At 36.0% G+C, this 26,357-nt stretch carries 23 protein-coding genes; 13 read left to right on the top strand and 10 right to left on the bottom strand.

The features are described 5' to 3' along the window. Nucleotides 1–32: 32 nt before the first annotated feature. Nucleotides 33–332, bottom strand: coding sequence for a 30S ribosomal protein S6 (rpsF, locus tag AC4BC7_RS11970; RefSeq protein WP_016176042.1), 300 nt, complete (start codon nucleotides 330–332; stop codon nucleotides 33–35). A 232-nt stretch (nucleotides 333–564) separates the two neighbouring features. Further along, entirely contained in the window at nucleotides 565–2,010 is a 1,446-nt protein-coding gene (locus AC4BC7_RS11965; RefSeq protein ID WP_490502972.1) for a glycoside hydrolase family 1 protein, read from the bottom strand. Nucleotides 2,011–2,166: 156 nt separating this feature from the next. On the opposite strand from AC4BC7_RS11965, the gene AC4BC7_RS11960 reads away from it, so the two are divergent. Continuing rightward, nucleotides 2,167–2,973 (top strand): MurR/RpiR family transcriptional regulator, encoded by an 807-nt coding sequence (locus AC4BC7_RS11960; protein ID WP_490502971.1) that lies wholly within the window; start codon nucleotides 2,167–2,169, stop codon nucleotides 2,971–2,973. A 41-nt stretch (nucleotides 2,974–3,014) separates the two neighbouring features. Here the strand turns inward: AC4BC7_RS11960 and gyrA are convergent, their stop codons facing one another. The 6 genes from gyrA to dnaA all read right to left on the bottom strand — a co-directional run bounded on the left by gyrA (nucleotide 3,015) and on the right by dnaA (nucleotide 11,646). Continuing rightward, on the bottom strand, nucleotides 3,015–5,432 hold the full coding sequence (gene gyrA, locus AC4BC7_RS11955; RefSeq protein WP_243430676.1) for a DNA gyrase subunit A: 2,418 nt from the start codon (nucleotides 5,430–5,432) through the stop codon (nucleotides 3,015–3,017). Between the two features lie 66 nt (nucleotides 5,433–5,498). After that, nucleotides 5,499–7,448 carry a DNA topoisomerase (ATP-hydrolyzing) subunit B gene (gene gyrB, locus AC4BC7_RS11950; RefSeq protein ID WP_207941875.1) on the bottom strand — a complete coding sequence of 650 codons (1,950 nt, stop codon included), beginning with the start codon at nucleotides 7,446–7,448 and terminating at the stop codon, nucleotides 5,499–5,501. Continuing rightward, entirely contained in the window at nucleotides 7,445–8,569 is a 1,125-nt protein-coding gene (gene recF, locus AC4BC7_RS11945) for a DNA replication/repair protein RecF (protein ID WP_490502970.1), read from the bottom strand. The genes gyrB and recF overlap by 4 nt, the downstream gene beginning before the upstream one ends. Continuing rightward, nucleotides 8,556–8,792, bottom strand: coding sequence for a S4 domain-containing protein YaaA (gene yaaA / locus AC4BC7_RS11940; protein WP_207941873.1), 237 nt, complete (start codon nucleotides 8,790–8,792; stop codon nucleotides 8,556–8,558). The genes recF and yaaA overlap by 14 nt, the downstream gene beginning before the upstream one ends. A 226-nt stretch (nucleotides 8,793–9,018) precedes the next feature. After that, nucleotides 9,019–10,149 carry a DNA polymerase III subunit beta gene (dnaN, locus tag AC4BC7_RS11935; protein WP_207941872.1) on the bottom strand — a complete coding sequence of 377 codons (1,131 nt, stop codon included), beginning with the start codon at nucleotides 10,147–10,149 and terminating at the stop codon, nucleotides 9,019–9,021. A gap of 159 nt (nucleotides 10,150–10,308) precedes the next feature. Then, a complete protein-coding gene (gene dnaA, locus AC4BC7_RS11930) occupies nucleotides 10,309–11,646 on the bottom strand; it encodes a chromosomal replication initiator protein DnaA (protein WP_207941871.1) in 1,338 nt (445 codons plus the stop codon). A 644-nt stretch (nucleotides 11,647–12,290) separates the two neighbouring features. Here dnaA and rpmH point away from each other — a divergent pair. The 5 genes from rpmH to AC4BC7_RS11905 all read left to right on the top strand — a co-directional run bounded on the left by rpmH (nucleotide 12,291) and on the right by AC4BC7_RS11905 (nucleotide 16,733). Beyond that, nucleotides 12,291–12,425, top strand: coding sequence for a 50S ribosomal protein L34 (gene rpmH, locus AC4BC7_RS11925; RefSeq protein ID WP_002293121.1), 135 nt, complete (start codon nucleotides 12,291–12,293; stop codon nucleotides 12,423–12,425). A gap of 121 nt (nucleotides 12,426–12,546) precedes the next feature. Next, nucleotides 12,547–12,882, top strand: coding sequence for a ribonuclease P protein component (gene rnpA, locus AC4BC7_RS11920; protein WP_207941870.1), 336 nt, complete (start codon nucleotides 12,547–12,549; stop codon nucleotides 12,880–12,882). 19 nt (nucleotides 12,883–12,901) lie between these two features. Then, the gene (locus tag AC4BC7_RS11915) at nucleotides 12,902–13,729 is read left to right on the top strand and encodes a membrane protein insertase YidC (protein WP_207941869.1); all 828 of its coding nucleotides are present in this window, start codon (nucleotides 12,902–12,904) and stop codon (nucleotides 13,727–13,729) included. A 17-nt stretch (nucleotides 13,730–13,746) separates the two neighbouring features. Continuing rightward, nucleotides 13,747–14,520 carry an RNA-binding cell elongation regulator Jag/EloR gene (jag, locus tag AC4BC7_RS11910; protein ID WP_207941868.1) on the top strand — a complete coding sequence of 258 codons (774 nt, stop codon included), beginning with the start codon at nucleotides 13,747–13,749 and terminating at the stop codon, nucleotides 14,518–14,520. A gap of 215 nt (nucleotides 14,521–14,735) precedes the next feature. Next, nucleotides 14,736–16,733 carry a KUP/HAK/KT family potassium transporter gene (locus AC4BC7_RS11905; RefSeq protein WP_490502967.1) on the top strand — a complete coding sequence of 666 codons (1,998 nt, stop codon included), beginning with the start codon at nucleotides 14,736–14,738 and terminating at the stop codon, nucleotides 16,731–16,733. A gap of 132 nt (nucleotides 16,734–16,865) precedes the next feature. Here AC4BC7_RS11905 and AC4BC7_RS11900 read toward each other — a convergent pair whose 3' ends face one another. Further along, the gene (locus AC4BC7_RS11900) at nucleotides 16,866–17,198 is read right to left on the bottom strand and encodes a heavy metal-binding domain-containing protein (protein WP_490502965.1); all 333 of its coding nucleotides are present in this window, start codon (nucleotides 17,196–17,198) and stop codon (nucleotides 16,866–16,868) included. Nucleotides 17,199–17,435: 237 nt separating this feature from the next. Here AC4BC7_RS11900 and mnmE point away from each other — a divergent pair, with 237 nt between their 5' ends. Both mnmE and mnmG read left to right on the top strand, forming a co-directional pair. After that, nucleotides 17,436–18,830: a tRNA uridine-5-carboxymethylaminomethyl(34) synthesis GTPase MnmE gene (gene mnmE / locus AC4BC7_RS11895; protein WP_490502963.1), complete on the top strand. Its 1,395-nt coding sequence runs from the start codon at nucleotides 17,436–17,438 to the stop codon at nucleotides 18,828–18,830. A gap of 16 nt (nucleotides 18,831–18,846) precedes the next feature. Continuing rightward, the gene (mnmG, locus tag AC4BC7_RS11890; RefSeq protein ID WP_490502961.1) at nucleotides 18,847–20,751 is read left to right on the top strand and encodes a tRNA uridine-5-carboxymethylaminomethyl(34) synthesis enzyme MnmG; all 1,905 of its coding nucleotides are present in this window, start codon (nucleotides 18,847–18,849) and stop codon (nucleotides 20,749–20,751) included. A 106-nt stretch (nucleotides 20,752–20,857) separates the two neighbouring features. Here the strand turns inward: mnmG and AC4BC7_RS11885 are convergent, their stop codons facing one another. Further along, on the bottom strand, nucleotides 20,858–22,381 hold the full coding sequence (locus AC4BC7_RS11885; protein ID WP_490502959.1) for a class I adenylate-forming enzyme family protein: 1,524 nt from the start codon (nucleotides 22,379–22,381) through the stop codon (nucleotides 20,858–20,860). Nucleotides 22,382–22,517: 136 nt separating this feature from the next. On the opposite strand from AC4BC7_RS11885, the gene AC4BC7_RS11880 reads away from it, so the two are divergent. The 5 genes from AC4BC7_RS11880 (at nucleotide 22,518) to rsmG (ending at nucleotide 26,352) form a co-directional block, all read left to right on the top strand. After that, entirely contained in the window at nucleotides 22,518–22,766 is a 249-nt protein-coding gene (locus AC4BC7_RS11880) for a DUF2922 family protein (protein ID WP_490502957.1), read from the top strand. 262 nt (nucleotides 22,767–23,028) lie between these two features. Continuing rightward, nucleotides 23,029–23,667 carry a FusB/FusC family EF-G-binding protein gene (locus AC4BC7_RS11875; RefSeq protein ID WP_207941861.1) on the top strand — a complete coding sequence of 213 codons (639 nt, stop codon included), beginning with the start codon at nucleotides 23,029–23,031 and terminating at the stop codon, nucleotides 23,665–23,667. 184 nt (nucleotides 23,668–23,851) lie between these two features. Further along, entirely contained in the window at nucleotides 23,852–24,430 is a 579-nt protein-coding gene (locus AC4BC7_RS11870) for a nitroreductase family protein (RefSeq protein WP_207941860.1), read from the top strand. A 238-nt stretch (nucleotides 24,431–24,668) separates the two neighbouring features. Then, nucleotides 24,669–25,487, top strand: a complete 819-nt coding sequence (locus tag AC4BC7_RS11865; RefSeq protein ID WP_207941859.1) for a DUF6612 family protein — start codon at nucleotides 24,669–24,671, stop codon at nucleotides 25,485–25,487. Between the two features lie 148 nt (nucleotides 25,488–25,635). Continuing rightward, nucleotides 25,636–26,352 carry a 16S rRNA (guanine(527)-N(7))-methyltransferase RsmG gene (rsmG, locus tag AC4BC7_RS11860; protein WP_490504432.1) on the top strand — a complete coding sequence of 239 codons (717 nt, stop codon included), beginning with the start codon at nucleotides 25,636–25,638 and terminating at the stop codon, nucleotides 26,350–26,352. Nucleotides 26,353–26,357: the final 5 nt, after the last annotated feature.

The following is a 26,357-nucleotide window of genomic DNA, read 5'->3' as shown; positions in this document are numbered from 1 at the left end:
ATCGTTATTTTTGTTTCACGTGAAACAATTTATTAAGCTTCTTCTTTAACAATCATGTGACGAATAATGCTGTCGTTGATTTTAGCAAGACGGTCAAATTCGTTGATTGCATTTGCGTTTGATGGAGAAGACACTTTAACGATGTGATAGATACCTTCACGGAATCCGTTCATTTCATATGCTAGACGGCGTTTTTCCCAAAGTTTTGACTCAAGAACTTCCGCTCCGTTATCAGTCAAAATGGCGTCAAAACGTTCCACTAAAGCAGTTTTTGCTTCTTCATCAATGTTTGGACGAATAATATAAAGAATTTCATATTTCGTATTTTCCATTGATTTTCACCTCCCTATGGACTTTGGCCCCTAGTACAATCTAGGAGCAGAGAATGGTCTTTTAAGACTACTCACAAAGATGAATTATACACTGTTTTTCTTCTCCACGCAAGTTTTTTATCATGATTGTTAAATCGAATGAATTTGATTTTCATAAGTAATTACGCAATTTAAACAAAATAACTAGAAAAAAAACGAAGCAAGTAATATTTCTACCTGCTTCGTTCACAAATTAAGCTAAATCTGAGCCATTGGTGGCAATAACTTTTTTATACCAGTCAAATGAATCTTTTTTCGAACGAGCTAACGTTCCATTGCCTTCATCGTCTTGATCGACATAAATAAAACCATATCGTTTAGACATTTCACTTGTACTTGCACTAATTAAATCAATGCAGCCCCAAGGTGTGTATCCCATTAAATCAACACCTTCTTCAATCGCTAAAGACATTTCTTCAATATGGTCACGCATATAATCAATCCGATAATCATCGTGGATAGAACCATCTGCTTCAACTACATCTTTTGCGCCTAACCCATTTTCTACGATAAATAAAGGTACTTGGTAACGATCATATAATTTATGAAGTGTCACACGCAAACCGACTGGATCAATTTGCCAACCCCAATCACTTGATTTTAAATATGGATTTTTCTTTGATCCCAACAAGTTACCGGCCGTTTCATCTCCTGATTTATCAGATGAGGCAATACTACTCATATAGTAACTAAATGACATAAAATCAACAGTGCCTTCTCGTAGTAATTGATCATCGCCAGCTTCTTTTTTTATCATAATTTGGTGATCGGTAAAGAATTTGTTCATGTATGCTGGGTAATATCCACGAATTTGCACATCACTAAAGAATAAATTGGTATGATCAGCATAGATACTTTCCATGACATCATCTGGATTAGAGGTTTCTGGATAAGCTTCCATCCGAGCCAACATATTTCCAATTTTAGCGTCTGGAATAATCTCATGACATGCTTTTACAGCTAATGCACTACCTAAAAATTGATGATGTGCTGCTTGATATTGCGCTTGTAACAGATTTTCAGTTTTATCTGCTAAAATTCCACCACTTAAATATCCAGTCATTCCAATGATATTAATCTCGTTGAAGGTCAACCAATATTTTACTTTATCTTTGTAACGATTGAAAACAACGCGCGCATACCGTTCAAAATGAGCGATTGTCTCACGACTTTCCCAACCATTATATTTGAACGCTAACCCTAATGGAAATTCGTAATGTGATAATGTTACTAGAGGCTCAATTCCATACTTTAAACATTCGTCAAATACATCGTCATAAAATTTTAAACCGGCTTCGTTTGGCTCTAATTCATCGCCATTTGGAAAAATACGTGGCCATGAAATCGATAGACGAAACGTTTTAAAGCCCATTTCTGCAAATAACGCAATGTCTTCTTGGTAACGGTGATAAAAATCAATGCCGTAACGTTTAGGATAAATTCCTTCTTGATCTGCTTTAGCAAATTCAACATCGGCAGTAGTCATTGGTTCTAACAGCGAGAATTTGGTCGGATCATCTAATCTAGTATATTTCGCTGTGTCTGCGGTCGACCAACCTTTACCGTCTTCTAAAAAAGCTCCTTCAAACTGATTGGCTGCTGTGGCGCCACCCCATAAAAATCCTTCTGGAAATCCCATCGTTTGTCCATTCCTTCCGTTGTTGGTTTTCTTATTTCTGAGGATAGTGTATCATGAAACCAACTGATTATTTTTTCTAATCACACGTCAATTTTTCATTTTCAATTAAAATTTTCATGTTTATGAAAATTTTTGTTTTAGAAAGGAAGCATGCACATGTTTGATTATCAAGATTTCCTTAAATACTTAAACACAGCGAACAAAAACGACACTTATTCGCGAATTATTCTTTATATTTTAACGTATCCAGAAAAAGTTCCTACCATGAGTATTTCCGAATTAGCCGATGAATGTTTTGTTTCAGCCGCAACGATTTCGCGATTTTGCAAGCAATTTAAACTAAATTCCTATGCCCATTTGAAAAAAGAAATCACCATGGCAAATAAAATGTCACATTTTCAAGGATTACGCATGTCTAAAAAAGAAGCCCAACAGCTTCAAACAAATCCTAAAGAGTATCTTCAAGAGTATGCAAATGAAATCAAACAATCTATCGATGATGTGGTTGCACATTTGGATTATACAGAAATTGATGAGTTACTTCACAAAATTTATCAAGCACAAGAAGTGATTTTAGTTGGTTATAGCTCAACACTAGAATTAGCTAAAAGTATGCAGACGTCACTTATGATTAGTCATAAACTTACCTTGGTACCTGAAGAAGAAAAACTACTGAACCTGATTGTGCAACAGGCTACAGAGAGCACATTGATTATTGTCTTTTCTTCTTTCGGCATGATTTTTAGTAAAAATACTGATTTGATAAATAAAATTACCAACAGCCCAGCGCATTCAGTCTTAATTACACAGCATACCAAAAATGTTTTTACAAATTTTTTTGATCAAACGATTCATGCCACCAGCAATAACTACTTACAAATTGGTACCTATCCATTGACCTTTTTTATTGATTTCCTTGTCCGACGTTATGCAACGCTCTATGGCAAATCTATCCATGAGTAAAAAAACTGACGCACTAAATAGCTAGTGCGTCAGTTACTTTTTTATTCTGATCCTTCTGGTGTCTCCACAAGTTCATCGACTTCTGGATCGACCGTTGCCATCGTCACAACTTTAGCATCTTCTTCCATTTTCATTAAACGGACCCCTAATGTCGCACGTCCAGTTTGTGAAACTGTTTCGGCACTAAAGCGGATAATAACCCCTTTATTAGTGATTAGCATAATATCTTCTGCCCCCGTTACTGTTGTTAAACCAGCTAATGGACCATTTTTCGCTGTGATATTCGCTGTTTTAATTCCTTTACCACCACGGCCTTTAATTGGGTATTCGCTACCAGCTGTTCGCTTACCATAACCATTTTCGGTAATCACTAAGACTTCATCATCTTCACGAATGACCGCAGCGCCTACGACATAATCTTCTTCACGTAAGCGAATACCACGTACACCAGCGGCAGTTCGTCCCATATCACGAACAACTTCTTCTTTGAACGTTACAGAGTATCCTTTATGCGTGCCAATAATCATGACGTCGTCGCCTTTCGTTGATAAGACGTTGACTAATTCATCGCCCTCTTTTAAACCAATCGCAATTAAACCATTGCTACGAATATTAGAAAATGCCATAACAGATGTCCGTTTGACTACTCCTAATCTAGTTGTGAAGAATAGATAATTGCCTTCTTCTGGTTTATCAGAAACTGAAATAATCGTTTGAATACGTTCGCTTGAATCGATTCCTAATAAATTAATTACCGGAATTCCTTTGGCAGCTCGACCATATTCTGGAATTTCATAGCCTTTCGAACGGTAGACTTTCCCTGCATTGGTAAAGAATAACAAGGTGTCATGTGTAGAACAAGAAACCAATGTGCGCACGAAGTCTTCATCATGAATCCCCATACCTTGAACACCACGTCCACCACGACGTTGCGCACGAAATTCGCTATTAGCTACACGTTTAATATAGCCATTATTCGTTAAAGTAATTACGATTTCTTCTTCTTCAATTAAATCTTCATCTTCTAAACTCAATACTTCGCCGACTAATAATTCTGTACGACGCGCATCACCGAAACGTTGACCTAATTCATGTAATTCTGTTTGAATAATTTCTGCCACACGTTCTGGACGAGCTAGAATATCGGCTAAATCTTCAATTAATTTCAATAAATCTTGGTATTCAGCTTCAATTTTGTCACGTTCCAAACCAGTTAAACGACGAAGACGCATATCTAAAATAGCTTGCGCTTGGCGATCAGATAAATCAAATTTTTCAATCATCGTTGCTTTTGCTTCGCCATCCGTTTTTGACCCACGAATAATCGCAATAATCTCATCAATGTGATCTAACGCAATTCGTAATCCTTCTAAAATGTGGGCACGTGCTTCAGCTTTTTCTTTTTCGAAAATGGTACGACGTGTAATCACTTCTTTTTGATGCTCTAGGTAATCTTCTAAAATACGTTTTAGACTTAATACTTTTGGCACGCCTTTTTCAATTGCCAACATATTGAAACCAAACGAAGATTGTAACGCCGTCATTTTGTATAAGTTATTTAAAATAACTGATGCACTGACATCACGACGAACATCAATGACAATTCGCATCCCTTCACGAGAAGATTCATCACGTAAATCAGTAATACCTTCAATTCGCTTGTCTCGATGCAATTCAGAAATTCGTTCAATTAATTTCGCTTTATTAACCATATATGGTAATTCTGTAACTAAAATACGTTCTTTACCATTAGGCATTTCTGTAATTTCTACTTTTCCTCGAACGGTAATAGAACCTTTCCCCGTTTCATAAGCACGGCGAATACCTGATTTACCCATGACTAAACCACCAGTTGGAAAGTCTGGTCCAGGTAAAACTTCCATTAACTCATTAGTTGTCACTTCAGGATTGTCCATCAATAGATCAATGGCTGCGATAACTTCATTTAGGTTATGAGGGGGAATGTTCGTTGCCATTCCGACCGCAATCCCTGTCGTTCCGTTAACTAATAAATTAGGAAAACGCGCTGGTAAAACTTGTGGTTCACGTTCTGTATCATCATAGTTACTTGCATAATCTACTGTATTTTTATTGATGTCACGCAACATTTCTACAGCCAATTTACTCATTCGTGCTTCGGTATAACGCATAGCCGCCGCCCCATCGCCATCGACGGAACCAAAGTTTCCATGACCATCTACAAGCATGTAACGGTAACTAAATGGTTGCGCCATACGAACCATTGATTCATAAATAGCACTGTCCCCATGTGGATGATATTTACCCATAACATCACCAACAATACGTGCCGATTTTTTATGCGGTTTGTCCGGTGTTACCCCTAATTCATTCATCCCATACAAGATACGACGATGAACTGGTTTTAAACCGTCTCGAACATCTGGTAACGCTCTGGCAACAATGACACTCATGGCATAATCGATAAAGGATTCGCGCATTTCACTGGTCAGATTGACGTCATGAATATTTTTCTTTTGATCTTCCAAAATTTCTCCTCCTTATCGTTAAATATCAAGATTTTTAACGTAGTGTGCATTTTCTTCAATGAACGCGCGACGTGGTTCTACTTTGTCACCCATTAACATTTCAAAAACTTGGTCTGCTTCAATGGCATCATCTACACTAACACGTAACATCATACGATTTTCTGGATCCATCGTAGTTTCCCACAATTGATGGTCATCCATTTCTCCTAAACCTTTATATCGTTGAACAGTTGGTTTTGGTGTTGCTGGTAATTCACTAATAACACGCTGCAATTCTTCTTCGGCATTTTTGCCTGGTTGAATGTAGGTAATGTTTTTTCCTTGTTTCACCCCATACAATGGTGGTTGCGCAATATAAACATACCCTGCTTCCACGATTGGACGCATATAACGATAGAATAAGGTTAATAATAACGTACGGATATGAGCACCATCGACATCGGCATCGGTCATAATAACAAGTTTATGATAACGCGCTTTTGATACATCAAAATCAGCACCAAAACCTGTTCCCATAGCAGTAAATAAGGAACGAATTTCTTCATTAGCTAAAATTTTATCCATGCTGGCTTTTTCAACGTTTAAAATTTTCCCACGAATAGGTAAAATCGCTTGGAATTCACGGCTACGTCCTTGTTTCGCTGAACCACCGGCAGAATCTCCTTCGACGATAAATAATTCTGTTTTTTCAGGATCATTACTTGAACAATCGGCTAATTTACCAGGTAAATTGCTGATTTCCAAAGCACCTTTTCGACGAGTCACTTCACGCGCACGTTTCGCTGCTAAGCGCGCTTTAGAAGCTAATAAACCTTTTTCAACTACTTGACGTCCTACAGAAGGATTTTCCATTAAAAATTTAGAGAAATGTTCTGAAAATAGGCGATCTGTAACAGTTCGCACTTCTGAATTACCTAATTTGGTCTTTGTTTGTCCTTCAAATTGTGGATCCGGATGTTTAATAGAAATAACTGCTGTTAACCCTTCTCGAACATCTTCTCCAGTTAAATTCTCATCGTTGTCTTTCATCAATTTTTGCTTACGAGCATAATCATTAATTACACGAGTTAACGCTGTTTTGAATCCAAATTCATGCGTTCCACCTTCGTAAGTATGAATATTATTCGCAAAACTTAAAATATTTGAATGATACCCATCTGTATATTGCATGGATACTTCGACTGTAATTTCTTGTTGCTCCCCTTCAAGAAAGATTGGTTCTGGGAATAAGACATTTTTGTTGGCATTCAAATGTTCAACATAGCTTTTAATTCCGCCTTCATAATGATATTCACGTTTAACTGGTTCTGCTTCACGGCGATCTTCAATTGAAATGAATAACCCTTTATTTAAAAATGCTAATTCACGAACACGTGTCGCTAATTTTTCAAAGTTAAAGACTGTTGTTTCTGTGAAAATTTCTGGATCAGGAATGAAATGGACGTCTGTTCCGCTACGGTCAGTTTCACCGATCACTTCTAAATCAGCGACAACTTTTCCACGACAGTACTCTTGATAATAAATTTTACCTTCTTTATGGACTTTTACATCTAAAGTAGTCGACAAGGCATTAACCACTGACGACCCTACTCCATGCAGACCACCAGATACTTTATAGCCGCCACCGCCAAATTTTCCTCCGGCATGCAAAATAGTAAAAACCGTTTCAACAGCTGGTCGACCTGTCTTGGCTTGAATATCTACTGGAATTCCACGACCATCATCAATAACTGTAATACTGTTATCTTCTTCAATAATGACTTGAATACTTGTAGCAAATCCTGCTAAAGCTTCATCAATAGAATTATCCACAATTTCCCATACTAAATGGTGTAATCCTTCTGAGCTAGTGGAACCGATATACATTCCAGGACGTTTTCTTACTGCTTCTAGTCCTTCTAAGACCTGAATCTGACTTGCATCATATTCTTTTGCGCGTTCATTTAACATTTTCTCTTCTTCTGTCACTCCGCACTCTCTCCTTCTAGTTGACCTTGACGAACGTAGAAAATTTCTGGTTCAACGGTCATTTTATCTTTCACATGTTCTAACGTCGTCGTTGTTAAAAACGTTTGAACTTTGCCTTCAATTGTTTCAAGTAGATGCAGTTGTCTCGCATCATCTAATTCACTCATGACATCATCTAGTAATAAGACGGGATATTCCCCAGTTTCTTCTTTCATCAAATCAATTTCAGCTAATTTCACACTTAATGCAGTGGTACGTTGCTGACCTTGCGAACCAAATGTTTGAACATTTCTTTCATTAATCAAAAAAATCAAATCATCACGGTGTGGTCCCGCTAATGTGACTTGACGAAAATGTTCTTTGTTTTTGACTTTTTCTAAGGCTTGACGAAAAGCTGTTTGAACAGCTTCTAGATTATCCCACGGAGTATCTGGGACACTTGAAATATATTTAATCACTAAAGTTTCTTTATTTTGACTAATTTTTTGGTGGAGCTGACTCGCCCAATATTCCAAACGTTTAACAAATTTTTGTCTTGCAATCAGAACTTTGCTTCCAAATTCTACTAATTGCTCTGTTAAAATTTCTAAATATAACTCATCCGTTTGCTTTTTTTCAGCTAATTGCTTTAAATATTGATTGCGTTGTTTCAAAACTTTTTGGTATTGCACCAAATCGTATAAATATACAGGGTCAATTTGGCCAATTTCCATATCTAAAAATTTACGGCGTAATTGGGGACTACCTTTCACTAAAGATAAATCCTCTGGGGCAAATAAAATAACGTTGAGTTGACCAATATAACTACTTAGTTTTTTTTGTTCTATGTGATTTACTTTGGTTTTACGGCCTTTTTTGGTTAAAAATAACTCCAAAGGGACCGAAGTATGTCTACGTTCAACGTTTCCCCTAATTGAGGCTTGCTTGGCATCCCATTGTATTAATTCTTGTTCATTTGTGGTTCGGTGACTACGCGTCATCGCCAGTACAAAAATACTTTCTAAAATATTCGTCTTCCCTTGCGCATTTTCCCCTAAAAAAATAACTAGGTTCTTGGTAAACGTCAAAGATAAGTTGTCATAATTTCGAAAATTTTGTAACTGAAGATTACTCAGACGCATGGTCGTTATCCTTTATCATAAAGAAGGTACCGACTTCTGGAATCTCAATCATCATGCCATCATATAATTTGCGACCACGGCGATTTTCTGGCTCTCCATCAATAAAAACAGTATTTTCAGCTAAATACCATTTGGCTTGACCGCCACTACTGATAACATTCACTTCTTTTAAAACTTGACCCAGTGTCATGTAATCTGATTTTAAAATGATTTTCTCTTTCATTTTTTCCCTCAATTCTACTTAGAGACATATGTTTATATTATACCTCTTTTAAAGGAATAAAACAAATTTATCCGCATATTTATCGTTTTTAGAAGTTTTAATTCATTTAGACAAATTTTATTTAAAATTAAAAGAAGGGCTTAAAATCGATTTTAAGCCCTTCTTTGTATAATTCTCTTTTTAGAATCGTCTTTCAAGAAATTTTCAAAGTTAATGAAAATCTAGATTAATTTGTACGAACTGGTGTAATTAATTGAATAAATTCACCATTACCTTCTGTTGGTTCCAATGTAAATGGACGAATTGCTGAAATAAAACGAATACTGATCGTTGTTGCACCAAACGCGCGTAAAGAAGCTTTCATGTAGTCTGGATTAAATGAAATATCTAGTGGGTCACCAGAAACTTTTTCGTAATTTAAGACTTCTTCCACTTTTCCGATTTCTGGAGAGTTTCCATATAAAATAACTCCATCGCTAGCGATATGCAAACGCACGATGTTATTACGACCTTCATGAGATAGCAATGACGCACGCTCAATAGCTGCTAAAAGTTCCGGCACACTAAAATCAATTTCTGTATTAAAGCTAGTTGGAATCAAACGATTCGTATCAGGATACGTTCCTTCAAGTAAACGAGAATAAAACTTCATGGTTTTAGTTTCGAATAATACTTGGTTATCCATAATGCTAATTTTTATTTCTTCTTCTTCATCGCCTACTGAACGAGAAAGCTCTGTTAAACTTTTTCCTGGAATAACGATATTAAAAGCTTCTGAGCCACTTTCTAACGGAATAATTCGTTGGCTTAAACGATGAGAATCGGTCGCAACAGCTAATAGCTTTTGATTTTCTAAAATAAAATGAACCCCTGTTAAGATTGGACGACTTTCATGTTGAGAAACCGCAAATACAGTTTCTCCAATTAATTTATTTAAGACATGAATGGGGATAGTAATTTGATTTTGACTATCCACAATTGGTAGATGTGGATAACTATCTGCGTCTAAACCATTCACAGTAAAGTTAGCTTTACCCGAAGTAATGTTCACTTGATTATTTTCAATCACTTCCATTGTGAAATCATCTTCAGGTAAACGACGAATAATTTCTCCAAAGAAACGAGATTGTAAAACCACGGCACCTGTCTGCTCAATCACCATTTGCGCATTTTCATCCGTGACACTTAAAAATGATTCAATTGAAATTTCCGCATTGCTTCCTGTTAAAGTCAGACCATTTGCTGAAAGTTCTATTTTAACTCCAGTTAAGATTGGCATAGTCGTTTTTGATGAGATTGCTCGTTGAACAGTTTGTAATTCTTGAATAAAGGTTGAACGATTTAACGTTACTTTCATGATAGCTTCTCCTTTTATATTAATTTAAAGAATAAAAATAGTAGTAGTAGTAGGGCTGTTGATACTGTGGAAAACTCGATAAAAACACAAGAAAATAAAGTTATTCATCTGTTAATAAACTGGGGGTAACTTCGCTTCTTTTTTTCTTAGTTATACACACTAATTTAGTAGTAATCCTTTTATCTCAGAAATTTCATTTTGGATCGTTGAATCATGTTTTAATAATTGCTGAATCTTTTCGTGCGCGTGAATAACTGTGGTATGATCTTTGCCACCGAATTCGGCGCCGATTTTTGGTAAAGAGTTATCTGTCATTTCTCGAGCTAAAAACATAGCAATTTGACGTGGCACAACAATGCTTTTCACACGTTTTTTGCCTTTTAAGTCTTTTAATTGAATATGATAATAACTTGCTACTTCTTCTTGTATTTGTAAAATAGATACTTGACGCAATGGCTCGCTGGACTGAAGTGCTTTCAGTGCTTCAGCGGCTAAACTGGTTGTAATATCAGCGCTTTGAATTGTCGCAAAAGCTTGCACACGAACTAAGGCGCCTTCTAATTCACGAATATTGGAATCAATTTGTCCTGCGATATAACTCAACGTATCATCAGGAATTTCCAAATTTTCTGCTTCTGCTTTTTTTCGTAAAATAGCAGTTCGTGTTTCTAAGTCTGGTGGAGTAATATCTACAGATAACCCCCACGCAAAACGCGAGACTAAACGTTGTGGCAACGTTGGAATTTCATTTGGCAAACGATCACTTGTCAAAACAATTTGTTTATTGTTTCGATAAAGTTCTTCAAATGTATTAAAGAACTCTTCTTGCGTTCCTTCTTTATTTACCAAAAATTGAATATCATCGACTAATAATAAATCAACTGTTCGATATTCATTTCGAAAATCTTCCATTTTGTTTTTTTGAATCGAATTAATGAAATCATTAGTGAAATTTTCACTACTCACATATTTAATTTTGGCATGTGGTCGTTTAGCGAGCATTTGATGACCAATTGCGTGCATTAAATGGGTTTTTCCAAGACCAACCCCACCATAGAAAAAGAGTGGATTGTAAATGGAGCCTGGGTCTTCCGCAACAACTAGCGCTGCAGCGTGAGCCATTTGATTGCCTTTTCCGATAACGAATGTATCAAACGTATATTTAGGATTTAACATAGAAATGTTTGGTTCGTTGGTTGTCGGTAATTCTATATTTTTTTCCGTTCCACGTTGTTTATAGACATCGGATTCGTCTGGTGTAACAAAAATTGGAAGAATTTCTTCACCACTCATCATAAAGAATGTTTCAAGAATTTTTCCCGCGAGGTTTTTTTCCCAATAATTCTTTTGAATAGCTGTAGGTACTTCAATAATTAGTTCATTATTTTGAAAAGAAAGAGGCATAGCAGGTTCGATCCATGTATTGTAACTAACTGGATTCATTTCTTTTTTATAGCTGTCTTGCAACTCTTTCCATATAGCATCCAGAGATGGCATCGCAAATCCTCCTGTAAAATAGTCGATAAAGATAGATAGTACTAATTTATCATGGATTAAAGAAGTTTTCCACAGTATCGAATAAAAATGAGAAAATTAATTTTGTTTTTCCACACTGTTGATAAAAAAATAAAAAGAAATCCACAAGCTGGTAAAACTGTTATCCACAGAAAATAAATTTGTGTGAATAACTATAAAAATAAAAAAGTTATTCACAATTAGGTGTTGAATACTTTTGCTGATATATAAGCTTTTATAGATTAATATCCACAGAAAAAAAGAGGCTGTTGATAACTTTTTAACCCCCTGTGAATCTGTGTATAACCATCGAATAACTCGAGAATAAGTCACTCATGAAAAAAAATTATACACAGAGATATCCCCAGCTAAATTTTCGATATTGTGGATAAATAAATAGATTAAAAAATAGAGAAAAAAAGGAGAATTTTATCGTTTTGTAATAAAAATGAGGAGAAAATTTGTTTTTTGTTCTTTCTAATAAGAAAGAGCAATTGACGTCTTTCTTAAATCTTTCAAAAAGGTATTTTCACTTTTTTATTGACAAAACTAGGAGGTACTAGTTATACTATCAAAGTATGTCGTAAAGTAATCGATAACAGAACACTTGTTGGAGGTGGAAATAAATGAAAAGAACGTATCAACCAAATAAACGTAAACGTCAAAAAGTTCACGGATTCCGTAAACGTATGAGCACTAAAAATGGACGTCGTGTTTTAGCTAGCCGTCGTCGTAAAGGCAGAAAGGTTCTTTCTGCATAAGCCACTGAACCTCAGTGGTTTTTTTTTATGCACTTTTTTAGCTGAAAAGCTGAACCGATATTGCAAATTATGGTATTATTGGTTAGTGAGTATCTAAGTAGAAGGAAATGATGAAAAGGACATGAGAAAGGCATATCGAGTCAAAAAAGAGAAAGAATTTCAAAAAGTTTTTCAAACAGGACAATCATTTGCGAATCGCAAATTTGTGGTATATGTATTACCTAAAGACCAACCGCATTTTCGCGTGGGAATTTCTGTCGGGAAAAAAATCGGTAATGCAGTCGCACGCAACGCTGTGAAGCGTAAGATTCGGGCGAGTATTTTCGATATGAAAGACATGATCAATCCGAATTTGGATTTTATCGTCATCGCTAGACCATCCGTTTCAAATTTATCTTCCCAAGAAGTGTACTCGAATTTGCTGCATGTATTCAAACTTGCAAAAATAATCAGTTAAGGGAAAGGAAAATTGTTCAGTGAAAAAAAGAAAGCGTCTCCTACTGATGATGGGTCTTGTGTCATTAGTAGTATTATTATCAGCTTGTGGAACAAGCGAAGTCTCTGCCCAAAGTACTGGCTTTTGGGAAAGATATGTAGTTTATTACTTTGCGGAGGCTATTAAATGGTTATCAGTTGGTGGATCACGTGGAATGGGGATTATTCTCTTTACCTTGATTATCCGTATTATTTTATTACCATTGATGAATTTCCAAACAAAAAGTATGCGTAAAACGCAAGAACTACAACCGAAATTAAAAGAACTGCAACAACAATATTCATCAAAAGATACTGCGACACAACAAAAGTTACGTGAAGAACAACAACGTCTGTATGCTGAAAATGGTGTTAATCCATACGCAGGTTGTTTACCATTAGTTGTTCAAATGCCAATCTTGATGGCGATTTGGCAAGCAATTTCTCGTGTACCAGAACTAAGAGAAGGTAGCTTCATGTGGTTAAAAGTGTTAGGAAATCCGGATCCATACTTTATTTTGCCAATTTTAGCGGCAATCTTTACATTTGGAAGCACATACTTATCAAGCATGAGCCAAGTAGAATCAAATCCTAGTATGAAAATCATGACGTATACGATGCCTGTGATGATTTTAGTCATGGGGATTAATTTACCAAGTGCCCTATCGCTTTATTGGGTAGTTTCTAATGCTTTCCAAGTAGGTCAAACGTTATTAATTAATAATCCATATAAAATTATTCGTGAACGTGAAGAAACCGCACGTCAAGAAAAAGAACGTGAACGTGCTTTACGTAAAGCACAAAATCCGAAGAAAAAACGTAAAAAATAACGAAAGGAGCATAAACGATGCCAATCTATGAAGGTCAAACAGTCGAAGAAGCAATTTCTGCCGGTCTTGCGGCACTGGGATTAACAGAAAGTCAAGTTACCGTTGAAGTATTAGACGAAGGGAAAAAGGGATTTTTGGGAATGGGTAAAAAAAATGCCCGTGTTTCTTTAAATCCAGTTTTAACAGAAGAAGTTGTGGAAACAGTCGAAGAAATCATTGAGGATGTAGTTGAACCTGAACTTGCTGAATCTGTGGTTGAAGTAGATGTGACGGTTGCCCCCGTTGAACCTGAAGTACCAAAAGATAACACCGTTTTAGAAAATTTAGAAGATGATGAAGCGTTAATGCAACTTGCTTTGTATTTAACAAATATCTCTCGAGAATTAAATGCACCTGCGCTAGTAAAAACGACTCGTGAACATGGAACAATAGTGTTTCAATTAGAGACGCAAAAACAAGGGATTTTAATTGGTAAACATGGTAAAACATTAAATGCGTTGCAATATCTTGCGCAAGTATTTATCCATCGTGTGGCCAAAAATAAATTGTCTGTTGTCGTTAATGTCGGCAACTACCGTGAAAAACGCCAAGCAATTTTACAACGTTTAGCCGAACGTACAGCGGAAAAAGTTGATCGTACAGGTCGTCCCGTCTTTTTAGAACCAATGCCTGCTTTTGAACGCAAACAAATTCATGCCGCATTGAGTAAAAAAGACTATGTAACAACCCATTCTGAAGGCGACGAACCGTATCGTTATTTAGTCGTTGAACCGGCGAAAAAATATTTTTAACTAAAGAATTGACAAAGAACTCCAAAATGTAGATAATGATGTCCATTAGGGGAGTAGCACATAGATTTATTCTATGATTCTAAGTCAACATCAAGTGTGTAAACACTGGTTTAGAATATAAAGGCAAGACCTAGGTGAGCAGAGCTCATCTAGATCTTTTTTCTTTTCCTCTATGTCAGTTGAAAAATTTTTAATTATCAGAAGGAGGAAACAATATGTTAAAAGATCATAAAAAGGTTTCAGCTGCAGGATTATTAGTATCAATGGGGGTTGTTTATGGGGATATTGGTACTAGTCCGCTCTACGTAATGAAAGCAATTGTTGAAGAAAATGGTGGGTTAAAAAGCCTACAACTCGATTTTATTTTAGGCGCTGTTTCGCTAATTTTTTGGACCTTGACGTTGCTGACAACTATTAAATACGTCATTATCGCTTTAAATGCCGATAATCATGGAGAAGGGGGGATTTTTTCGCTTTATACGCTAGTCAGAAAATCAGGTAAATATTTAATTATTCCTGCAATGATAGGCGGGGCTGCACTATTAGCAGATGGAGTGTTGACGCCAGCAGTCACTGTCACAACAGCGATTGAAGGCTTACGAGGCATTCCTTTGTTTTACGATACATTCGGAAACGATCAAAACGTGATAGTGATTATCACATTGGTTATTTTGTTGGTACTTTTTGGAGTGCAGCGTTTTGGAACGGATTTAGTTGGTAAAGCATTCGGTCCAGCAATGTTTTTATGGTTTACTTTTTTAGGTGTTGTTGGATTAATTAATTTTAGCGGTGATTTGTCGGTCATCCGGGCATTAAATCCAGTCTATGCGATTAAATTATTGTTTAGTCCAGAAAATAAAGAAGGTCTGTTTATTTTAGGAAGTATTTTCCTAGCAACTACCGGAGCAGAAGCTCTTTATTCTGACATGGGTCACGTTGGTAAAAATAATATTCGTGTGAGTTGGCCGTATATAAAAGTCTGTTTGATGCTTAATTATCTTGGGCAAGCAGCTTGGTTGTTACAAGCCTATAAAAATCCTGTATTTTTAGAACAAGAGCATATTAATCCATTCTTTATGGCTTTGCCAAATGATTGGATGGTATTTGGTGTCGGATTTGCTACCTTAGCCGCTATCATCGCTTCACAAGCCTTGTTATCCGGTTCATTTACGTTAGTTTCTGAAGCAATCAAGTTGAAATTACTTCCTCGATTGAAAATCGTCTATCCAGGAACATCTATTGGTCAAATGTACATTCCAGCAGTCAATCTAATTTTGTGGATTTGCTGTTCGCTTGTTGTTGTCACGTTTAGAACTTCTACCCACATGGAAGCCGCGTATGGTTTATCCATTACAATAACCATGTTAATGACGACCTTGTTACTTTATTACTATTTAACTCTTAGTGGAAAAAATAAATGGTTTGCGTTGGTATTAACGGTTTTCTTCGGCTTTATTGAAACGATTTTCTTTGTTTCGAGTGCTGTAAAATTTTTCCATGGTGGTTTTGTAGCCGTTATTATGGCTTTAATCATTTTATTTGTGATGGTTGTGTGGGAATGGGGGAATATTATTGCAGAAAGAGCTTCAGAAGATGTTAATTTAAATGATTATCTCCCTCAATTAGACAAATTGCGACAAGATTCTACCATTCCTATGTATCAAACCAATGTTGTGTTTTTAGTACCAAATCTTACAGGCAATTGGATTGGTCGCCAGTTTCTTTATTCTATTTTAGATAAGCGTTTGAAAAAAGCAAAGGTCTATTGGTTTGTTAATGTCAATGTAACCGAGGAGCCGTACACTCAAGAATATGAAGTTGATATGATGGAAACTGATTTTATCGTAAAATTAAAATTACACCTTGGTTTCAGAATGAACCAAGATGTAAATGTCTATATTCGCCAAGTGATTAATGATTTGATGAAAGATGGTCGCTTACCAAAACAACCGCAAACTTACTCTATTACCCCTGGACGTGAGGTGGGTGATTTTCAATTTATTTTAATTCAAAAATCACTTTCGAATAACTGTGAATTAAGTAAATGGGAGCGTCAAGTGATGGAAATGAAGTTATCTATCAAACGTTACACCACTTCTCCTGAAAACTGGTTTGGTTTAGAATACAGTGAAGTAAAATATGAAACCGTACCTTTAGTTATTGGTGAGACACGTAAAACACATTTAATAGAAAAGACTAGATCTGTCATGTAACAGATTCACCGATGTTTCCTTGACTTCATGCTCTTTTACAAGTATAGTCTACAGTAGATCATTCTTATCAGAGCAAATACTTTGATATAAAAAAAGCCTGACTTTTCGACAGGCTTTTTTTTATTGGAAAAATTAACCACCAATGGTTGATTGTGTGAATTGCACGACTGTTCCATAAGCAAAAATTTCTATAATGTTATTGTCAGTATGCTCATGCTCAAAATGGCAGTTAATCACTGCATTTGCACCGTATTCATAGGCAGTTTCTTTTAATTTATAAGCAACGTCAGCTAATAATTCATTGGGGTTGTTCGTCGGATCAAATAAATCAACATCAATCTTAGCCGTCGCAAAAACAATGTCACGCACGACATAGGGTTTATTGACATTCCCTGTAGATAAAATAATATGATTGATGCGTTCATCGCCACCGTGTTTATAATTGATGTTTTCTTCAGTATTCATAACTGATCCCTTCTTTCCGCAAGTCTATGCACCTATATTTTAGCTTTTTTTGGATGTTTGCGCAAAACTTAACTTATTTAAAATGCAAGTGAGTTGGAAACTTGTCACTATTGAAAAAATATGCTACTCTATGACAAGAATTTAATCAGACAAGCAGTCAAAGTGCGAAGTCTACTCGTGAAATTTAACGGGTGGAGTGGGCACTTTTTTTGTGTCAAAAATTAGGAGGGACTATTCGTGGCGGAAATTACGCAAGAATTTGATACGATTGCAGCAATTTCGACTCCCCCGGGAGAAGGAGCAATTAGCATTGTTCGTTTAAGCGGCGATCAAGCTGTTGCTATTGCAGACAAAGTATTCAAAGCCAATAAATCATTAGCAGATGTCGCAAGTCATACAATTAATTACGGTCATCTTTTTGATCCAAGAACAGAACAATTAGTAGATGAAGTGATGGTCTCTGTCATGCGTGCACCAAAAACATTTACGCGAGAAGATGTCATTGAAATCAATTGTCATGGTGGCATTGTTGTTGTCAATCAAATTTTACAACTACTATTACGCCAAGGTGCACGATTAGCTGAACCAGGTGAATTTACTAAACGTGCCTTTTTAAATGGACGTGTCGATTTGTCACAAGCAGAAGCAATTATGGATTTAATCCGAGCGAAAACTGACAAAGCAATGAAATTAGCTTTAAATCAATTAGATGGTAATTTATCAAATTTGATTCGTGCGTTACGTCAAGAAATCCTTGAAACACTGGCACAAGTAGAAGTGAATATTGACTATCCAGAATACGATGATGTGGAAGAAATGACCACACGTTTATTATTAGAGAAAGCAACGCATGTGCAAGCACAAATTCAGGCATTGTTACAAACTGCACAACAAGGAAAAATCTTGCGTGAAGGTCTTAATACTGCGATTATTGGTCGACCAAATGTAGGGAAATCAAGTTTATTGAATCATTTGTTACGTGAAGAAAAAGCGATTGTAACCGACATTGCTGGAACCACGCGGGATGTTATTGAAGAATACGTCAATGTTCGGGGTGTACCTTTAAAATTAATTGATACAGCAGGCATTCGTGAAACAGAAGATATTGTTGAGCGAATTGGTGTTGAACGCAGTCGAAAAGCTTTATCAGAAGCTGACTTAATTTTATTAGTGTTAAATCAAAGCGAAGAACTATCGCCTGAAGATCGTCAATTGATTGAGATTACCACTGGCACAAAACGTATTATTTTGTTAAATAAAGCCGACTTACCATCAAAATTAAATCGTAAAGAACTAGAAGAATATGTTGTAGGCGATGCTGTTTTTGACGTATCTGTTTTACAAAATGATGGTTTAGACCAGTTAGAAAAAGCGATTGCTGATTTGTTCTTTGGCGGGCAAACAGCAGATAAAGATGCTTCTTATTTGTCAAATACACGTCATATTGCTTTGCTAGAAAATGCCTCACAAGCGCTAGGCGAAGTGGTAGAAGGCATTGAAGCTGGTATGCCTGTTGACCTTGTACAAATGGATATGACACGCTGTTGGGACTATTTAGGTGAAGTAGTTGGTGATAGTGTGCAAGATGAATTAATTACACAATTGTTTAGTCAATTCTGTTTAGGTAAATAAGAAAGGAAGTAACACAATGCAAGAATATCAAGGTGGCGCATATGACGTCATTGTTGTCGGTGCAGGTCATGCAGGTTCAGAAGCTGCTTTAGCCGCAAGCCGTATGGGAAATAAAACACTATTAATCACAATTAACTTAGATATGGTTGCTTTTATGCCATGTAATCCTTCTGTTGGTGGTCCAGCCAAAGGTGTTGTTGTGCGTGAGATTGACGCATTAGGTGGCGAAATGGGCAAAAATATCGATAAAACCTATATTCAAATGCGTATGTTGAATACTGGGAAAGGGCCAGCAGTGCGTGCGTTACGTGCCCAAGCTGACAAACACGCCTATGCATCAGAAATGAAACGTACAATTGAAAATGAAGAAAACCTAACATTGCGTCAAGGAATTGTGGAACGTTTGATCGTTGAAGACGGCGTATGTAAAGGCGTGGTAACCGCAACTGGTGCACGTTATGAAGCAAAAGCCGTTGTAATTACTGCTGGAACAGCTTTACGTGGTGAGATTATTATTGGTGAGTTGAAATATTCTTCTGGTCCGAATAATTCCCAACCTTCCGTAGCTTTAGCAGATAACTTAAAAGAACTAGGACTAGAAATTGAACGCTTTAAAACAGGAACACCTCCACGAGTGAAATCAAGCACGATTGATTACAGTGTGACTGAAATTCAACCAGGTGATGAAGCGCCCAATCATTTTAGCTTTAGCACGCCAGATAGTGCCTATAAACAAGAACAAATTCCTTGTTGGTTAACGTACACTAATCCAGGAACACATCAAATCATTCAAGCAAACTTGCACCGTGCGCCGATGTTTACTGGGATTGTCGAAGGGGTTGGTGCACGTTATTGTCCATCAATTGAAGATAAAATTGTTCGTTTTGCAGATAAAGAACGTCATCAATTATTCTTAGAACCAGAAGGCTTAAATACCGAAGAAGTCTATGTACAAGGTTTATCTTCTTCGTTACCAGAAGATGTGCAAGAAAATGTCTTGCATTCGATTGCTGGTTTGGAAAAAGCAGAAATGATGCGAACAGGTTATGCCATTGAATACGATGTGGTTGTTCCCCATCAATTGCGTCCAACGTTAGAAACAAAAGTTATTGAAAACCTTTATACAGCTGGTCAAACCAATGGAACAAGCGGGTATGAAGAAGCAGCAGGTCAAGGTTTAATCGCCGGAATTAATGCTGGATTGAAAATTCAAGGCAAAGAGCCACTTGTTTTAAAACGCAGTGATGGCTATATCGGTGTGATGATTGACGATTTAGTAACTAAAGGAACCAATGAACCGTATCGTCTTTTAACTTCTCGTGCCGAATATCGTTTATTATTGCGCCACGACAATGCTGATTTACGTCTAACTGAAATGGGTCATGTCATTGGTTTAGTAAAAGAAGATCAATACCAAGACTACGTAGCCAAAAAAGCCGCTGTTGAAGCGGAAATTGAGCGCTTGGAAGGTATCCGTATCAAACCAACTAAAGAAGTACAAGCATTCTTAGAAGCAAAAGGCTCAGCGACCCTAAAAGATGGTGTCTTAGCCAATGAAATCTTGCGCCGTCCAGAAATTGGTTATCAAGAAATTGCTCAATTTATTCCAGTCAATGAAGCATTAACCAATCGTGAAATTGAACAAGTAGAAATTCAAATTAAATACGAAGGTTATATCAAAAAAGCGATGGAAAAAGTAGAGAAATTAAAACGCATGGAAGCAAAACGTATTCCAGAAAACATCGATTATACTGCAATCAATGGATTAGCAACCGAAGCAAAACAAAAATTACAAAAGATTCAACCAGAAACAATTGCTCAAGCAAGCCGAATCAGTGGTGTAAATCCAGCCGACTTGAGTATTTTAATGGTCTATATCGAACAAGGAAAAATCGCGAAAACAACTTCAAACCAAAATTAATAAAAAATGCAAGAGAATAACTGTGAAGGCTATTCTCTTGCATTCTTTTAGCTAAATGTTTCATGTGAAACAACCGAGTATATTCTTATGCTCGGTTGTTTTTGTTTTAAAATGTATGATTTTTTAATGCTTGTTCAATTTGTAGGCGTTGCACTTTCATGGTAGCTGTGCGAGGAATTTCTTCAAATTTTCGTAGCAGTGGTTCGTTTAAATGCGGTAAATCAGCAATTTTTTCCCACCAGGCATCCCAATTCATTTCTTTCCCAGTGACAACTGAAATAATGGGTTGCGGTTGTTGATCTTGATCACGGACGATAACTACTTCTTCTAGAAAGTCTAAGTGATCAAGTAAATAATCTTCGATGGCAAGATTGCTGTTAATTTTTTCAATTAAATCTACTTGACGATCTTTTAAGAATAAATGCCCCTGATCGTCAATCATACCGTAGTCTCCGCTATCCCACCATTCGTTATAAACTGTTTCTTGGAAGCGTGCGTCTTCTTTGTAATAAGTAAGTGCACGGCCTTTTGATAAAAATTGGATGTGTCCATCTGTATTAGCCGGTAAGACATTCCCGTTTTTATCAGCAATACGTGCTTGAGTTAAACCTTCTAAACCAATTCCCATATCGCGAGCATCATTTCCTTTTAATGAAACTAGCGTATGTTTTTTAAGAATCATCGGTCCACATTCGCTTTGTCCATACACTTGTAGAAAAACTGCTTCTTCGTCTCCAGAAGCTTCCAAAAAGCGTGCCATGGTTTGATTATTGATGGCATCAAAAGTCGAATGATAGTAGCGAATACTGTGAAACGCTTCAGGGTGTTCTTTGGCATAAAAGGACCATTGTACAAAGTTATTTGGGTGCGTTTCTAACGCAATCGGCTGATAACGAGTTAACATCACACCTACTTTTTGACTATCTGCAGTATTTAAAGGCATTAAGGGGAACCCCATCGCCATAGCAGAAGTCATACCAATATTAAAGCGAGAATGAACAGGTGAGATATGAAAAGCTAATAATTTTTTTTCTGTAATTTTTTCAAAAATAGTTCGTTGCCATAAGGTTCGCCAGCCCATTGAATTTGCTGAATGACAAATTAATTTTGGAATACCAGTAGTTCCAGAAGTATGAGTCATATAGCTGATTTCATCTAACTCTAATTGAAGCTGTGGGACTTCTAACGGAGTTTGTTGAAGTAAATAGCTTACAGCTAGATGTTTATTATTGGAACTATTTTCAATTGCTTGGACCACATTCGCCGTTTGGTCGTCAAAAAGAATGAAAGGATCTTCCAGACGTTCCACAAAAACAGTCATAGTTTCTACGGGGAAATGATAGGAAACCATCACTGGGATAGCACCTAAATAAGAAACAGCTGTTGCTAATAAATAAGTATCAAATTTTGGGCTTTTAAAAATAACAACTTTATCTCGTGCTTGCACGCCACAGCGGGCTAATTGATACGCTCGTTGCTGAATGATAGCTAAGCTTTCAGCATAAGTGGTTTCTAAGGGTAATTCTGGGAAAGCTGGCAATACTTCATCAAGAATTAGTTGTTGTGAGGGATAATTGAGTGCTGCTTGTTCATAATTTGTATATAAATTTAACGGGGTGTATTGATCCATATAAAAGGACTCCTTTAATAATATTTTCTTTATCATAGCATATTTTGTGAGTGATTATACAATTGAAAATAAAAATTTTATAAAAAAGCGACAATGATGTTTGTGTAATCGTTTATTAATATTAGGAGGGATGGAGATGAAAAAATTAAAGTTACTCTTTTTAACAAGTGAAGGAAAACGACATATATTTTATCCACAAGTTGATTCAGATAAAATTACGGACAAAGAAATTCAAAAAATTATCCAACAGTTGCTTATTGTGGATAAGTCTCAGGCTCAAAATGGGAGCCATTTATTTGCAACACTAGAAAAAGCTGTTTGGATTGATAGACAGTCTACGATTCTTTTTAGAAGATATAAAAATGGAATAATCTACGGACGATAATTGTGCTTTGTTGCACAATAGAAAAATAATAATTTCACAAGTTGTTAAATCAAGGATCGAAGTGTTTCACGTGAAACATTTCGATTGATATTTTGGATGTTTCCACGTATGATAGGTCAGTAATATAATTGAATCAACTAAAGGGGATGATAGAATGGTACGTACTGTATCTTCTGTAGAAAGACAAATTGCTGATCGTTAATTCGGATGCTTTGTCTGATTTCTTCAAAGCATCTATATGTTTGAAGAAAGGAAATTTATAATGAACCCAATAATCCAACCATATCAATATTTTGCTATTCAAAAACAAGTCCAATATTTAATTAATTCGTATCAATCTGTGAATGACCACGAAACAATTCAGACAATTCAAGCGCTGACTGTCGAAAAAATTGATGAAATTGTTCCAGAACGCTATCCAGAAATTGAAGCACTCAAGACATTTATTTTGGATAGGTCCTTAACAAGAGCGAAAACCGAAAGTTATTTTGAAACGTTAAAAGCAGCGGTGATTCCGTTTAATCAACCTTCAAATAAGCAGATTGAAAAAGCATTTCGAAAAACTAAAAAGTTAAAGATTCCGGCATGGGAAGGACTTGATTTAAGAGAACACTCTTATATAGGCTGGAATGATCCCGGCAGTCAGAAGAAATTTATTTTGTATTATCAAGATGAGAAGCTGCAAGGAATTTCTGGGCAATTAAGTCCCACTATTTTGAAAAATGTCTGTTCAATTTGTCAAAAAGTATCGAACGTCTCGATGTTTTTAGCGACAACTAAAACGAGTGGTGATGGGACATACACCAAAAAAGGAAATTATATCTGTGCGGATAGTGAACAATGCAATCATCAATTGCATGATATGGTTTCATTTTATACGTTTGTCAATCAAATGAAATAATTGGTAATATAAGAACCTGATACAAATTGTTTAAAACGAAGTACCTGAACGATAGAGAGCCTGAAACAATGCTCTTGTGTCGTTCGGGTATTTTTTTGAATCTTGTATAAGCTTTAATAGTTGTTTTCTCATTTTTTTCTAAGTAAACTAATAAGTGAGAATGATTCTCAAAGGAGGAGATAGAATGGTTACAGTTAGTGAAGCAATTGTTGAACGTCGGACATCCAAAAAGAGTTTGAGTAAAGAAGTTCCATTAGAGTTAATTTATGAATTATTAGAAAAAGCACGCTTTGCTCCTTTTCATAAACGTGAGCCTTGGCAAGCAAAAATTATTACGACGCAAGAAGAAAAAGCGTTTCTATACAATGAAGTGATTAAGCGTTATGAAGAAAATGGTGTGATTCATGATGAAGCAAGTCGAGAAAAAATGACTAAAAAAATGACGAACTTACTTAAAAATGCGCCAGCAACGATTTTATTCGCAAGAGAAGTTATTCCAGACAACAAACGCTTAGATTCAGATTCGATTCAAGCGACGGCTGCTTTAATTCAAAATTTCTCATTGGTTGCCTATGAAGCAGGTTTGGTTGGTTTTTGGGCATCAAGTAAATTTGTAATGGATCAAGAATTAGCTAAGCGCTTAGGTTTTCCTGAAAATTATGAAGTAATAGCGAATTATCGTCTGGGTTATCCTGATCCAGAAATCAAAAAGAATCGAGCGAAACGAGCAGATGTTAAAACATGGGCAACGCCTTTATTATAAAATTAAAAAAATAATATAATTAAAAGATATCCGAACGATATGAGATAAGCTGTAGTCATTAACATAGATTTGTAATAAATGTCGACTGTAATGAACCATCTTATTCTATAAAGTTCGGGTATTTTTCGTAGACAGGGGGAATAGTCCTTGCTATTTTTTGTTTTTAAACATGAAAAAAGAATTTAATTCCATCACATGTTACAATATAAGGGTATAAATTATTTAGGAGGGAACAACGATGAAAAAAAGAAAGTTAGTCTGGGCGTCGATTGCTTTATGCGCAATTACTTTATCTGCGTGTAACAACAATGAACAAGCAACAACAAATGAAACGGTCGCGACCTCTGAAAAACAAGCAGGCAATTTGTCTAAGGAAGAAGTTTTACAGAAAGCTTCTGAAGCATCACAAAATATTAAGAGTGCAGAAATAACAATGGACATCAAAATGGATATGATGATGAACGAACAAGAAAATAAGGTGGATACAAGCTCTGTCGTTCAATATACGCTAGACCCTTTTGCAATGAAGACTGAAACTAGTTTCCCCGTAGATGGTCAATCTCAAACGACAACTAGCTACATGGATAAAGAAGCATTGTATTATCAAGTTGCTGGATCAGACGAATGGCAAAAACAACCACTTGAAACATCAGGTGTGGATGTGGAAGATTTAATTGATACGTATTCTTCATCGGATATTTTTGATTCATTTGAAGAATATCAAGACAAAGTAGAGCTTACAGAAGCTGGCGAAAATTATGTGTTGTCATTTACTGGTAGTGGCGAAGAATTAAAAGATTTAGCTGAAAAAGTTTTAACATCTGGAAATACAGGGACAGAAGCAGACATGTCTAGCATGATGGATCAAATGAAAATCAATGATTTTTCTTATGAATCAATCATCAGTAAAGAGACTTTCTTGCCAGTTTCATTTACGTCTATGATGGATTACGAAGTTGAAGCAGATGGGTATAAAATTTCTGCTAAAATGGATCAAACTGGTTCATTTGATAAAATCAATCAAATTGACGCAATTGAAATTCCAGCAGCGAAATAAATTTAGAAAAAGATGGCTGAGTGAGGTGCTTAGTCATCTTTTTTTGCGTATTCTTATAGTCGAACTATTGCATGATTAGCGGTTTTGCGTTAAAGTAGTAACTAGTCTGTGAAACATTTTTTGTTTCACGAAAAGAAAGGAAATGGCTATGTTACCTGAAGAATTTCAACAAGAATTACGTACTCAAGGCATTGAGTTGAACCAAAAACAAATGGAACAATTTGAATGCTACTACGAACTATTAGTTGAATGGAACGAGAAGATGAATCTGACTGCAATTACTGAGAAAAAAGAAGTGTATTTGAAGCATTTTTATGATTCAATCACCTTGGCATTATCCGTACCATTAAATGAACAAGCTTCCTTATGTGATGTCGGTTCAGGTGCAGGATTTCCAAGTATTCCTTTAAAAATTGTCTTTCCTCAATTAAAAATTACAATTGTTGATTCACTAAATAAACGCATTACTTTTTTACAAACCTTAGTCGATGCACTCGGTTTAAATGACGTGTCATTGTTTCATGATCGTGCGGAAACTTTTGGACAAAATGTAGCACATCGCGCTTCATATGATTATGTTACAGCCCGTGCAGTTGCTCGCTTAAATGTGTTAGCTGAATTATGTTTGCCTTTAGTGAAAAAATCTGGCTTTTTCTTTGCTTTAAAAGCAGCTAAAAGCGAAGAAGAATTACTTGAAGCAAAACTAGCAATTGCGATTTTAGGTGGTAAATTCATAGAAGATAAAGAAATTCATTTACCTGTTACCAATGATGAGCGTCATACATTAATTATTGAAAAGAAAAAAGAAACACCCAAAAAATATCCTAGAAAACCAGGATTACCAAATAAACAGCCAATCAAGTAGGAGGA

The organism is Enterococcus sp. AMC1623, from assembly GCF_058216495.1.
Note: the sequence above shows the minus strand (reverse complement) of the source record. Positions and strands in the feature narration are given on the sequence as shown.

Bases quoted from the DNA above. Each gene is read 5' to 3' on its own strand.
- rnpA (WP_207941870.1), top strand. From the start codon at position 12,547: ATGAGAAAGGCATATCGAGTCAAAAAAGAGAAAGAATTTCAAAAAGTT.
- AC4BC7_RS11880 (WP_490502957.1), top strand. From the start codon at position 22,518: ATGAAAAAATTAAAGTTACTCTTTTTAACAAGTGAAGGAAAACGACAT.
- recF (WP_490502970.1), bottom strand. From the start codon at position 8,569: ATGCGTCTGAGTAATCTTCAGTTACAAAATTTTCGAAATTATGACAAC.
- gyrA (WP_243430676.1), bottom strand. From the start codon at position 5,432: ATGCGCGAATCCTTTATCGATTATGCCATGAGTGTCATTGTTGCCAGA.
- rsmG (WP_490504432.1), top strand. From the start codon at position 25,636: ATGTTACCTGAAGAATTTCAACAAGAATTACGTACTCAAGGCATTGAG.
- AC4BC7_RS11965 (WP_490502972.1), bottom strand. From the start codon at position 2,010: ATGGGATTTCCAGAAGGATTTTTATGGGGTGGCGCCACAGCAGCCAAT.
- AC4BC7_RS11865 (WP_207941859.1), top strand. From the start codon at position 24,669: ATGAAAAAAAGAAAGTTAGTCTGGGCGTCGATTGCTTTATGCGCAATT.
- mnmG (WP_490502961.1), top strand. From the start codon at position 18,847: ATGCAAGAATATCAAGGTGGCGCATATGACGTCATTGTTGTCGGTGCA.
- AC4BC7_RS11905 (WP_490502967.1), top strand. From the start codon at position 14,736: ATGTTAAAAGATCATAAAAAGGTTTCAGCTGCAGGATTATTAGTATCA.
- AC4BC7_RS11875 (WP_207941861.1), top strand. From the start codon at position 23,029: ATGAACCCAATAATCCAACCATATCAATATTTTGCTATTCAAAAACAA.
- jag (WP_207941868.1), top strand. From the start codon at position 13,747: ATGCCAATCTATGAAGGTCAAACAGTCGAAGAAGCAATTTCTGCCGGT.
- yaaA (WP_207941873.1), bottom strand. From the start codon at position 8,792: ATGAAAGAGAAAATCATTTTAAAATCAGATTACATGACACTGGGTCAA.
- dnaA (WP_207941871.1), bottom strand. From the start codon at position 11,646: ATGCCATCTCTGGATGCTATATGGAAAGAGTTGCAAGACAGCTATAAA.
- AC4BC7_RS11900 (WP_490502965.1), bottom strand. From the start codon at position 17,198: ATGAATACTGAAGAAAACATCAATTATAAACACGGTGGCGATGAACGC.
- dnaN (WP_207941872.1), bottom strand. From the start codon at position 10,149: ATGAAAGTAACGTTAAATCGTTCAACCTTTATTCAAGAATTACAAACT.
- AC4BC7_RS11885 (WP_490502959.1), bottom strand. From the start codon at position 22,381: ATGGATCAATACACCCCGTTAAATTTATATACAAATTATGAACAAGCA.
- rpmH (WP_002293121.1), top strand. From the start codon at position 12,291: ATGAAAAGAACGTATCAACCAAATAAACGTAAACGTCAAAAAGTTCAC.
- rpsF (WP_016176042.1), bottom strand. From the start codon at position 332: ATGGAAAATACGAAATATGAAATTCTTTATATTATTCGTCCAAACATT.
- AC4BC7_RS11960 (WP_490502971.1), top strand. From the start codon at position 2,167: ATGTTTGATTATCAAGATTTCCTTAAATACTTAAACACAGCGAACAAA.
- AC4BC7_RS11870 (WP_207941860.1), top strand. From the start codon at position 23,852: ATGGTTACAGTTAGTGAAGCAATTGTTGAACGTCGGACATCCAAAAAG.